Source organism: Roseobacter sp. TSBP12, from assembly GCF_009129705.1.
Taxonomy (GTDB): Bacteria; Pseudomonadota; Alphaproteobacteria; order Rhodobacterales; family Rhodobacteraceae; genus Celeribacter; species Celeribacter baekdonensis_A.
In genome coordinates, this window is the sequence record NZ_PYIB01000056.1 from 40148 (window position 1) to 52046 (window position 11899).

At 56.8% G+C, this 11899-nt stretch carries 10 protein-coding genes; 3 read left to right on the plus strand and 7 right to left on the minus strand.

Features of this window, described 5'->3' with window-relative positions; translation table 11 throughout:
- Positions 1-223: 223 nt before the first annotated feature.
- Together C8029_RS16835 and C8029_RS16840 are read left to right on the plus strand one after the other, a co-directional pair.
- On the plus strand, positions 224-1015 hold the full coding sequence (locus C8029_RS16835) for a helix-turn-helix domain-containing protein (RefSeq protein ID WP_226946376.1): 792 nt from the start codon (positions 224-226) through the stop codon (positions 1013-1015).
- A gap of 229 nt (positions 1016-1244) precedes the next feature.
- A complete protein-coding gene (locus C8029_RS16840; protein WP_193217675.1) occupies positions 1245-2477 on the plus strand; it encodes an autotransporter domain-containing protein in 1233 nt (410 codons plus the stop codon).
- Positions 2478-2547: 70 nt separating this feature from the next.
- Here the strand turns inward: C8029_RS16840 and ilvN are convergent, their stop codons facing one another.
- The 6 genes from ilvN to C8029_RS16870 form a co-directional block, all read right to left on the minus strand.
- Positions 2548-3114, minus strand: a complete 567-nt coding sequence (gene ilvN, locus C8029_RS16845; RefSeq protein WP_009571613.1) for an acetolactate synthase small subunit — start codon at positions 3112-3114, stop codon at positions 2548-2550.
- A gap of 12 nt (positions 3115-3126) precedes the next feature.
- Positions 3127-3414 carry a hypothetical protein gene (locus C8029_RS16850; protein WP_152003347.1) on the minus strand — a complete coding sequence of 96 codons (288 nt, stop codon included), beginning with the start codon at positions 3412-3414 and terminating at the stop codon, positions 3127-3129.
- Positions 3415-3430: 16 nt separating this feature from the next.
- On the minus strand, positions 3431-5179 hold the full coding sequence (locus C8029_RS16855) for an acetolactate synthase 3 large subunit (RefSeq protein WP_009571615.1): 1749 nt from the start codon (positions 5177-5179) through the stop codon (positions 3431-3433).
- Positions 5180-5489: 310 nt separating this feature from the next.
- Positions 5490-6071: a YbjN domain-containing protein gene (locus tag C8029_RS16860; protein WP_009571616.1), complete on the minus strand. Its 582-nt coding sequence runs from the start codon at positions 6069-6071 to the stop codon at positions 5490-5492.
- A gap of 137 nt (positions 6072-6208) precedes the next feature.
- On the minus strand, positions 6209-7246 hold the full coding sequence (locus C8029_RS16865) for a zinc-dependent alcohol dehydrogenase family protein (protein WP_009571617.1): 1038 nt from the start codon (positions 7244-7246) through the stop codon (positions 6209-6211).
- Between the two features lie 282 nt (positions 7247-7528).
- Complete coding sequence (locus C8029_RS16870; RefSeq protein ID WP_009571618.1) at positions 7529-8539, minus strand: helix-turn-helix domain-containing protein; 1011 nt, start codon at positions 8537-8539, stop codon at positions 7529-7531.
- 378 nt (positions 8540-8917) lie between these two features.
- On the opposite strand from C8029_RS16870, the gene C8029_RS16875 reads away from it, so the two are divergent.
- Entirely contained in the window at positions 8918-10798 is a 1881-nt protein-coding gene (locus tag C8029_RS16875; protein WP_009571619.1) for a PhoX family protein, read from the plus strand.
- Between the two features lie 98 nt (positions 10799-10896).
- Here the strand turns inward: C8029_RS16875 and C8029_RS16880 are convergent, their stop codons facing one another.
- Positions 10897-11817, minus strand: a complete 921-nt coding sequence (locus C8029_RS16880) for a hypothetical protein (RefSeq protein ID WP_009571620.1) — start codon at positions 11815-11817, stop codon at positions 10897-10899.
- Between the last annotated feature and the right edge of the window lie 82 nt (positions 11818-11899).

Genomic DNA, 11899 nt, shown 5'->3' on the forward strand with positions numbered 1-11899 from the left:
AACATTCGGCTTTATGTGTCATGATACGATCCTTCTGACGCTGTTTGGCGTCAAGCGGACAGCGTAGCCAAAGATTTTACACAAAACTGTATCAACCAACCCCATTTTTGCGCATACTCTGTGTCATAAGGGCGGTTTTTCATTTGATACAAAGTATTCGCCACGCCCCGAGAAGCGCGCAGCTTTGTTTTTCAACAGAATGCAATCTGAGGGGGGCCATGACGTGAAACAGGATGTATCTCCTGCTCAGCTGAGGCATGTTTTCGGAGAAAATTTAACGCGTCTGTCGGAACGCGCCACCTCCGTCTCTCAGCTGTGCCGCGACCTTGGCATCAATCGTACGCAATTCAATCGCTATCTCAAAGCCGAAGCGTTCCCGCGCCCGGATGTGTTATATCGCATCTGTCAATATTTTGATGTGGATGCGCGGATTCTGTTGGAGCCTTTGGACAGCCTGACATCGCAAGCTCAAAAAGGGGCTGCGGTGCGCGAGCTTTCGGGGTTCTTGGGCGCATTGAGCGAGGTGGGGGTCTCGTCTGCGGAACTGCCAGACGGGCCCTATCTGTACTATCGGGTGTCCTATTTTGACGCCAGCGCGCTGAGTTGCCATTTGTTCACGCTCAAGCGGGATCAGATGGGTGTGATGCAAATCTCGGGCTTTATCTCGCGTATCGCCAGTGAAAGGGTCGGCTTTGGCAAAGCGATGCCTATGCGCCGCTATCGCGGGATCGTGTTTCGTCAAATGCTTGGGTTTTCTTTTATTTCGGCGATGGACCGTGTGCCATTGATGAATCTCGGCGGGTTTGAACCAAATTATCTTGGCAATCCCAGGTTCCTGTTCGGCAGCGCCATTTCGACCCAAGATGTGCGCGCGCCTTCGCCCTTGCTGTTGGAGCGGCTCGAACCGAGTTTGGCGGTGATGATCCGGCGGCGGCATGACATTGGCATTCATCCGCGCAGAGGGTTTCCGGCTTTGGTGCGCGGTTATTTCGACAAACATGCGCCAATGAGATAGGCAACATGGACTATTTAGGCACAGACACAGACACAGCAGAGCCATAACGTCTATTGTGCGTGTTCTGTCCATTTGTGATCTCAAAATACCACATAAAATTATAGATTTTCCGCTGATTGCGCTCGCATTGACATAGCGCATACGCCGCGTCGCTGAACGGGCCTAACATTTACAGATAGGAATAAGTTGAGTCCCGCATGGGGTTCAGGTCATGCGAGAGGGGGATGTTATGTCGGTTTTTCGAACTTTGGCACTGAGTACAGGGATCGCTGTTGGAGCGGTTGCTGGCGTACAGGCCAGTCAGCTTTACACCTGTGAAGAGGCGACAAATGTCGGCTTCTATGGTGATTTCGTTTACCATTTTGATTTGAAGCGTGGCGATGCCATCACCGTGGTCGAGGCCTTGGAGCGCATAAATGCCAATGTGCAAGCCGCATACAGTTTGGCAGTGACCTCACCGGAGGGGGCGTATCAAACGGCCTTGCCACATACCTATGTGGCGCAGTCGGATGGGGAGGTGACGCTCAGTGTCACCTTGGCGCCATCGGAGGCGGTGCCACTTGGCACGGCCAACTTGCGCGCCAGTGCAAGCTGTGTTCCGGGGGCCGGGCTTGACGCGGATGCTGGCGCAGGAGCCAGCTTGGGGCGGATCATGGGCACAACCCAAAACCTTGCCATGCACAATGCCCTTGATGGGGTGGCCCAGAACCGGTTTGGCGGCCATGCCAATACGGTCGCTGTTAGCCGTAAGGGCGGGTTCGCCACAGGCGCGATCGAGGGCACAGGCGTGACCGTTTGGGGCTATGCCGAAGGCCGCAGCTATTGGGGCGACGACGATGGGGCCTCTTATGATCTGGTGATCGGTGCCGACCGGATGATGTCTGACACGCTGTTTGTCGGCGCGATGCTGGGCTATAATAAAATTGACGTGGATGGCAGTGACGATACCGGCAAGGCGCTGGCATATGGGCCGTATTTTGGGCTTGAGACCGGTACGCTTCGCCTTGATGGTTTCCTGACCCACGCCCGGCCTGAGTATGAAATCGGCGGCGAAAGTTTCACCGCCAATCGTCGTGCCCTTGGTCTGGCGATGTCGGGGGACGTTCCGCTGGCCTCTGGCATCTTGTCGCCCTTTGGTCGTTTGACCGCCTTTGACGAACGTCAGCGCGCCTATGGCACGGTTGCCGCCGAGCATATCCAAAACGCCCGCCTGTCTTTGGGGGCGCGGATGGAATTTGCCGAGGTGAACGGCATGACCCCTTATTTCAGCGGGGCGGTTGAGGCAGTGAGCCATAAGACCCGCGCCGAGGGCAGCAGCAGCTTTGTTGCGCCACGGATCGGGGTTGGTTTTGACAGCGAAATGGCCAATGGCATGATGCTATCGGTTGATGTGGATGCGGGCAAACAGGCCGAAGGCACTTATGACGCCGGGCTGCGGATTGGCCTGTCCAAATCCTTCTGACGCGGTCCTATTTATCATAGAAAAGGGCCCTTTTGGGCCCTTTTGTGTGTTTTTTCGTCGCGGAGGGGGCTTAGTCTTTGCCGCCCCGGCCCAACGCCGCCACACCCGTGCGCGCGGTTTCGATCAGGCCCAGCGGGCGCATCAGATCGGCAAAGGCGTCGATTTTCTCCGAGGTGCCGGTCATTTCAAAGACAAAGCTCTCCAAGGTGCTATCGACCACATTGGCGCGGAAAATTTCCGCCAGACGCAGCGCTTCAATACGTTTTTCACCGGTGCCATGCACCTTAAACAGTGCCAGTTCGCGCTCAATCGACGGGCCTTCGACGGTCAGGTCATGCACATCATGAACCGGCACGATGCGCCCGACCTGGGCTTTGATTTGTTCGATCACATCGCGGGTGCCGGTGGTGACAATGGTGATGCGCGACAGATGCCCCGCATGATCGACCTCGGCTACGGTCAGGCTTTCGATGTTATAGCCGCGGCCCGAAAACAACCCGACCACACGGGCTAAAACGCCCGCTTCGTTGTCGACCAAAACGGCCAGCGTGTGTTTTTCAATCACCTCGGCGTGGTAGTCGCGAAGGTCATAGGCGGAATGGCTGGTGGAGCCTTGTTGGATGCGTAGAGCAGACATGTGTTCTCTCCCTTAGCCCGCACAATTGAGCGTGGCATCGAATGTGTTGATCTCACCGCGTTTCGCCAACGTGCGCACGGCACAGCCGGAGGCGGTTTCAATGGCGGCACGGGCGGCCTCTTCGAGCTGGGCGAAATTAAGCCGCCCCGTGTGATAATTTCTGGCCACGGCAGTGTCGCCCATGACCTCAACGGCAAATGTGAACCCGTCTTGCGAGACCTCGGTGGCCTCGCCCGACAGGCACCCCGCAAGCCCCCATGTCGCCACCAGGAGGGCGAGGGCGGTGCGCAGTGTTTTCATCAGCCGTTTCATCGGGTTACACCAAAACCGCGCCGTCGGACATGATCGCGCCCTCGGTCGAGGCCTCACCCATCAGCATTTCGTTATGGGCCTTGCCTGACGGGATCATCGGGAAACAGTTTTCGTGTTTCTCAACGAGGCAATCAAAGATCACCGGGCCATCGTAGTTCAGCATCTCCATGATCGCGTCATCGAGATCGGCAGGGTCCGAACAGCGGATGCCTTTGGCGCCAAAGGCTTCGGCCAATTTCACAAAATCGGGCAGGCTTTCGGACCACGACGAGCTATAGCGTTCGCCGTGCAGCAATTGCTGCCACTGGCGCACCATGCCAAGGCGTTCATTGTTGAGGATGAACTGTTTGACAGGCGCGCGGTATTGCATCGCGGTGCCCATTTCCTGCATGTTCATCAACCACGACGCTTCACCTGCGACGTTGATCACGAGGCTTTCAGGATGCGCCAATTGCACACCGATGGAGGCCGGGAAGCCGTAGCCCATGGTGCCCAGACCGCCCGAGGTCATCCAACGGTTCGGATCTTCAAAGCCCAAGAATTGCGCCGCCCACATTTGGTGTTGGCCAACTTCCGTGGTGATATAACGGTCCATGTCCTTGGTCAGCGCCTCAAGGCGTTGCAGGGCATATTGCGGTTTGATCACCGTGTCGGAGTTCTTGTAGCTCAGACAACGCACCTCGCGCCATGTGTCGATCTGTTCCCACCACGCTTTGGTGATGGCGGTCTTGCGGCCGCGCGATTTCCAGACCTTGAGCACATCCTCCAACACATGCCCAACATCGCCCAGAACCGGCAGGTCCACGCGGATGACCTTGTTGATCGAAGAAGGATCAATGTCGATGTGGATCTTCTTGGAATTCGGGGAGAAATCCTGAATACGTCCGGTGATCCGGTCGTCAAACCGCGCGCCGATGTTGATCATCAGATCACAGCCATGCATCGCCATATTGGCCTCATAGAGACCGTGCATCCCGAGCATCCCAAGCCAGTTTTTGCCCGACGCCGGATAGGCACCCAGACCCATCAACGTGGAGGTGATCGGAAAGCCCGTGGCCTCGACCAATTCGCGCAAGAGCTGCGAGGCGGCTGGGCCGGAATTGATCACGCCACCGCCGGTGTAAAAGATCGGACGTTCAGCCTTTTCAAGCATTTGGACGATGTTGTTGATGTCCTCGATCGAGGCTTTCATCTTGGGCTGGTAATGGCTGACCTTGGCCTTGGCCGGGCCAACATAGGTGCCGTCAGCGAACTGAACATCTTTCGGCAAGTCGATCAGCACCGGACCCGGACGGCCCGATGTGGCAACGTGGAACGCCTGATGGATGGTTTCGGCCAGTTTGTCGGTGTCTTTGACCAACCAGTTGTGTTTGGTGCAGGGCCGGGTGATGCCGATGGTGTCGGCCTCTTGGAACCCGTCGGTGCCGATCATAAAGGTCGGAACCTGACCGGAGAACACGACCAAGGGGATGCTGTCCAAGAGCGCATCTGTCAGCCCGGTGACCGCATTGGTCGCGCCGGGGCCCGAGGTCACCAGTGCGACGCCGGGTTTGCCGGTCGAGCGGGCATAGCCTTCGGCGGCGTGGATGGCGGCCTGTTCATGGCGCACCAGGATGTGTTTGATGTCGTTTTGCTGAAAAATCGCATCATAGACGGGTAGGACCGCGCCCCCCGGGTAGCCAAATACCGTGTCCACACCCTGATCCTTCAGGGCCTGAACCACCATTTCCGCTCCGGTCATTTGACGTGTCATCTTACTCTCCGTCTCACAAATCAATCTGTTTCAGGCAATAAAAAAGCCCCCGTTTTGGCGGGGGCGCATGGGAACCTATATGGTCAACCGTCACCGGCCCATGCGCTGTTGTCCTACTACTACAAGAATGCCGTTCATGGCGTGGATCCTTTCGGGGTCCTTTATTGCTGTGCAGCGAACATTATGGTCGTGGATGCAGGGCGTCAACCATAAAATCGGCATATTGATTAAACAAAGTGTCGTAGATCGATGGTATGTTGAAATAAAGTTGCGACTTTTGCGGGTTTAGGCGGGGATTGCGAAATCATGCTCACAAATCATGGGACAAAGTGTCGGGCTCTGGCGGTGGTGCGGCCATAAAGTCGTCATGGGTGTCGGGGTCAAAATAGGCCTCGCCATCGTTCAAAATCTCCCGCCACCAATCAATCGTGTCATCAAGGGTTTTGCGTGGCATCCCGCCCATCAGGCTAAAGGAAAAATCAAACAGCAAATCGCCATCCGCATCGACCGAGGCTTTGCCAAAACGGTACTCATAGTTGAAATCGTTCACCACAGAGAGATCGGTGATGTAGTCGCCGCCATCGAAAAAGGCGGAAAACGTGGCGCTTTTACAATCGGTTGTACCGTCGCAATCGTAGAAATAGAGGCTGTATTTTTTGCCGTCTATCCGGCCGCGAAACATTGCGATGCCGTCGCGATCGGTGTCGCGTTCGACCGAACCAAAGCCCCTGAGCAAGGACTCGATCTCGTCCAAGGTGCTGAAATCCAACATCTGATCGGCGCTGGCGGGGGCAGGGGCCAAGACCCAAAGGGCCGCGCCAAAGGCAAGGCTGTGCGACAGCGCACGCAGGGAAAGCGGTAGGGAATGACGGACAGCGGCGAACATCGGCATGAGCTAAAAGCCTCTTGGGTAAAATCACCGCAATCTTAACCGGGGGCTTTGGGGGCTGGCAAGGCGGGCAGGCGATGCGCCGCAGGTGTTGCACCCCGCCGGAACGTCTCGGTCCCGGCGGGGCGGTTTCACGACAATCAGGCGGTGAGGATGATTTTCATCGCCTTTTCACGCGCGGCGTTGCCAAAGACCTCATAGGCCTCGATGATCTCATCCAGTTTGAAGCGGTGTGTCACCAACCGCCCCGGATTGACCTTGCCGGTGCCCAGCGTTTTCAACAGCATCGGCGTGGTGTTGGTGCTGACCAGCCCCATCGAGATGTTGATGTTCTTGATCCAAAGGTCTTCGATATGCAGCTCGACCGAGGTGCCATGCACGCCGACATTGGCGATGTTGCCGCCTGCGGAGACGATTTTTTGGCAAATATCAAAGGTTGCAGGCACGCCCACGGCCTCGATGGCGACATCGACGCCAAGACCGCCGGTCATCTCCATGATCTTTGCAATCGCATCTTCGCTGCCGACATGGATCGTATCGGTGGCGCCGAATTCTTTGGCCAATTCCAACCGCGCTGGGTCCATGTCGACCATGATGATCCGACCGGGTGAATAGAATTGTGCCGTCAACAGAACCGACATGCCAACCGGGCCTGCGCCGATGATGGCGATGGTGTCGCCGGGTTTGACGTTGCCATATTGCACGCCGATCTCAAGGCCTGTGGGCATGATGTCAGAGAGCATCACCAGCGCCTCTTCGTCGGCACCTGCCGGGATCGGGTAGAGCGAATTGTCGCCATGGGGAATGCGGACATATTCGGCCTGTGTGCCGTCGATCTTATGGCCAAGAATCCAACCGCCATCCGAGCAATGGGCGTAAAGCTGACGCTTACAATTGGCGCATTTGCCGCATGAGGTGACGCAAGAGATCAACACCGCGTCGCCGGGTTTGAAATTCTGTACCGCGGCGCCGACCGCTTCGACAATGCCCACGCCTTCGTGGCCAAGGGTGCGACCCGGGGTCACGGTGGGCACATCGCCTTTGAGGATGTGCAAATCGGTGCCGCAGATCGTGGTCTTGGTCACTTTGACGATCACGTCGGTGGGTTTTTCGATGCCGGGTTTGTCTTTTTCAGTCCAGACTTTCTCGCCTGGGCCTTGATATACGAGTGCTTTCATCTGTGTTTCTCCTCCAGAAGTCTACGACAGTGTCGTTGCGTGAGACGAGCGAACGCCTATGCGCGGCACGTGTCGGACAGGAGCCTAACTGGACTGAGAGCGAAGAGTAGACCGCAGTATACCGTAGCCTGATCCAGTTCGGAAATTCCGGTTCGAAATCGGAAGCGGACTGCGCTGCACTGCCGAAACGGGGTGGTTTGGGAGGCGGTTTGGTTATAGTATAACGTTTCGATTTGTCAGACACTGCGGCTCAGGGACAGTGCACAGAGGGGGAGGGCAGACTCAGGTGCGGCGATTGCGCAGCGTGTTGGCGGGGGTTTCCCCGAACCGTTTGCGATAGAGCGCCGTCATTGCCCCAAGGTTCACATAGCCCCGCGCGCGGGCAATGCTGGTCACGGTTTCGCCCGGCTGGGCCAGTTGTAGCGCCCGGCGCAGGCCATCCAGCCGTTGTGCGGTGAGGAACTCATGCGGGGTGATGCCACGAAACCGCCGAAACCCGTCCGAGAGGCTGCGCGCGGTGATGCCAAGCTGGGCGGCAACCTCGCCAATGGTTGGTGCGCGGGCGGCAGTGTCTTGCATCAACCGTTCGGCTTCGCGGACATAATGTGGCGCGGCGGCGCGCGCACCCGTGTCCAGATTCAGCCCGGCACAGTCCGCCCAATTGCGCAGCAGATCAAGACAGAGGGTTTCTTCGATGCGCCGTTCGATAAATGCATCCGCAATGCCGTCATGTTTGGCGTCAAGGGTGCGGGTGGCGTAATCCAAAAGCGACAGCCATGCCGACTGCCCGGCGCCAAAGATCAACCGATTTTGCCAAAGATCATCCTCGGGTACAAAACCGTACCACCGCGCGGCGGTTTCCTCCATCAGCGCATGAGGGATGGTCAGGTTGAGCTGTAAATCATTGCCATCGGCAAGGTTCCAATAGCTCGTGCGGCTGCAATCGACGACATAGCTGTCGCCCGGACGGGTATCGACGGCGTCATTGCCGTTGAGCGGATGACGCACCGAGCCACGCAGCGTGTTCACGACGATGATATTGCCGGAGCTCGGGTCAAAATCATCGGTTTTTGTCGGGGTGCCAAAACAAAAGCGGCTAAAGGTGATCTGTCCGATTTTGAGATTTCGGATGGTGGCATTTGGGTCCATGCCGCGGGTGAGGGGGCGGGTCGACAAGGGCATATAGGTCGTGGCGCAAAACGCGTTCACCACCGACCAGTCGCGGGTTGTGGTCAACTTATCCTGCAACAAAGGCGCGCCGCGCCGGTCCTCCAAAAGAGCCGTTTCCAACATGCCGGATCCTCCCAGTCCTGCGATGTCACGGTCCGTGGCTTAGGGGGGACCCCATTGGACGCCGATCCCGTGTCTTGTCCGTAGTCTTGGGCAAATTGTGCCGAAAGCTGAGCCGTGCGGCAAGAACAATCCATGTGCAATGTGTTGAATGGGGCCGAGGGCGCGGCGGGGGCAGGTCCGGTTGGCGTGGCCCCGGCGCGCAGATCTGCCTAAGGTCGCTGCCGTAAGGTCAAGGCGCGGTTTCATCATTTTGTCGTCTGGCTGTCATCGCTTTGTTGCCGAATATCGGCACCTGTGGCCCGGACGCGAGCGCGGGGGTCTTCGACGCCCCAAGACGTTTGCGCAGATAGAGCAACATTGACTGCACTGGAGCCAAAAATGAATGATCAGGATTTCACCGATCTCTCTTGGGATGAATTTGACGAGATGCGCGACCCGCGCCCGCAGGACAATGGCTTTGACGCCGTGGTCGAGCGTGCCATTTCGCGTCGTGGGTTCCTGGGCGGTGCACTGGCCTTTGGGTCGGGCGCTTTGGCCATGGGAGCGGGTCTTTTGTCCTCCACCACTGCATCGCGCGCCGAAGGCATGGGCTTTGCCTTTAAACCGATCGACATCGCGACCGACCACACCATCCATGTGCCCGAGGGCTATCAGTGGAAAGTGCTCGCACGTTGGGGCGATGCGTTGTTCTCGGACGCGCAAGATGCCTATTCCCCGGACACCGGCGTTGACGTGTCGAAATCCGACCGCGTCTTTGGTGAAAACACCGATGGCATGGAACTGTTCACCGATGGTGACAAGCAAATCATCGCGGTCAACTCCGAATATGTGAACCCGAAAATCAACCTGCCCGCTGCCTCTGAAGGCATGCCGCAAAATGCCGACGAAGTCATGTTGCTCAAAAACATGCAAGGCGTGACCGTCATGGAAGTGGCGGACATGGGCAACGGTTATGAGATCGTTGTGGACAGCCCCTACAACCGCCGCATCACCCATGAGACCCAGATGACCATGGACGGCCCGGCGGCGGGTTCCGATCTGGTGAAAACCAATGCCGACCCCGAGGGCATGTCCCCCAAAGGTACGATGAACAACTGTGGGTCCGGCAAGACGCTTTGGGGCACTTACCTGACCTGCGAAGAGAACTTTAACGGTTATTTCGGCGCCACTGGCGAATATGATGTGACCGACGAATTCAAACGCTACGGCATCGGCGGCGAAGGTCGCTACGCCTATGAAAAATTCGATCCGCGTTACGATCTCTCGAAAGAGCCGAACGAGCCGCATCGTCATGGCTGGGTCACCGAGATCAACCCGCTTGATCCGGCGTCCACCCCGATCAAACACACCGCTTTGGGTCGCTTCAAACACGAAAACGCCGAAATGGTTCAGGCCGCCGATGGCCGTGTCGTGGTCTATATGGGCGACGATGAGCGTGGCGAATTCATCTATAAATTCGTCTCCAATGGCGTGTACACCGAGGGCGGTTCCACCGAGGGCCTCCTTTCTGACGGCACGCTCTATGTCGCCAAATTCAACGACGATATGTCGGGCGAATGGTTGGCTTTGACGCCGGAAACAACCGGCATGTCGATCGAAGACATCCTTGTCTTCTCCCGCATTGCTGGCTCCAAAGTCGGCGCGACCACGATGGATCGCCCGGAATGGGTCGCCGCGCACCCGTCCAAGGTGGAGGCCTATTGCGCCCTGACCAACAACAAAAACCGTGGCGTGAAACCGAACGCCGGTGGTGACGACACCCCGGTCGGTGGTCCGAACCCGCGTGAGAGCAACAACTTTGGTCAAATCGTGCGCTGGATGCCAGCGGGCGCGGATCACGGTGCAGATGCGTTCACATGGGACCTCTACGTCATGGCCGGCAACCCGAGCGTCTACGACAACGCCTATGCCGGCTCCAAAAACGTCACGGCGGGCAACATGTTCAACTCGCCCGACGGCATGGCCTTCTCGTCCGACGGTTACCTCTGGATCCAGACGGATGGTGACGACAGCAACGAAGGCGAGTTCGAAGGCCAAGGCAACAACCAGATGCTGGTTGGCAACACCGAAACCGGCGACATCGGCCGTTTCCTCACCGCTCCGAACGGCGCTGAGGTTACGGGCCTGTGCTGGTCTGCGGATAAAAAGGTCGCCTTTGTGGGCATCCAACACCCGGGCGGCTCCTGGCCGGACGGCGCGGGCAAACCGCGCTCTTCGGTGATTGCCGTGTGGCGTGAAGACGGCGCGCTGATCGGGTAAGCGGTTCCTCTAGGGTATCAGGCCTAGGATCGAAAGGGGGTGCGGTGAAAACCGCGCCCCTTATTTTTTGGGGATGATTTCTTAATAATCGGGATACGCTATTCACGTCGTACAATGGCGATCAACCTTTTGAACTCCATATCGTCGGTGTCTCGCTTCCAGAAGTTTATAAAACGAGCCACCACCTGTAAATTTCCGGTTTCATAATGACCATTGCTGTCAATTCGATCCAGAGACGGTCGCAACTGGTCGTCTGAACCGTCGAACTGCAAAGTGAGACCCGTGATTGCGCAATGATTGCCGGTTTCGTCTAGTAACTCGTTTAGATGCGTAATAAGGGCCTCTTTGGATAGCCGGAGGTCTTTGTTTTTAACTGTGCGCTCAATGGTCTGTCCATACGACTGCTTTGCGGTTTGCTCGGCTTGGTTTGCCATACTCCAGATTGCCTTGAATCTTGCATCCTTGATTTCACCATTATTAAGGCGCTCTAACTTGCTAACCCACCAAAGAGCATCCAATGTCCACAGATCAACGCCTAGATCTTTGGATAAGCCGATCAATTTCGTATTGATGATTTCGTATTTCTTCCCAAATGATGAGTTTGGCGGGAAGCTGGGCCAAATGCCGCGATCACGCATCTCCGGCTCACTGGTCCCATTCCAAACGCCATAGCGATCAGGATACGCTAGGAGCAACATCGGCGTGAGTGTGGCCGCGCCGACGCCATCAACCATGGACAAAGCCGTGTCGAACCTGTCCGAAAGCAGTGCAGTTTCATCAACAAGAATGGAGATAGCCGAACGCAGGTTGTCCATGTCATTTGCTGCTGTGCGGCCGAGGCGCTCTAACCCTGACCAATGGTGATTGTGCTTAAGACTCAGGAAATCAAGGTAGTCTTGATGCATTAGGCTAGAAGGATCGCGGAAAAGCGGCCCGAAGCGCCTCAATACCTCATCACGTTTGTGAACAGAGCGATGAATGTCTGGTAGGCTAAGAGCTTTTTTTAAATCAAACGCCATGGATTTATTCCTTTAAAAATTATGTAGATGCTACCGAACACAAATATGTGGATCAAGCCCCCTATCCCCCTCCGCAATAATC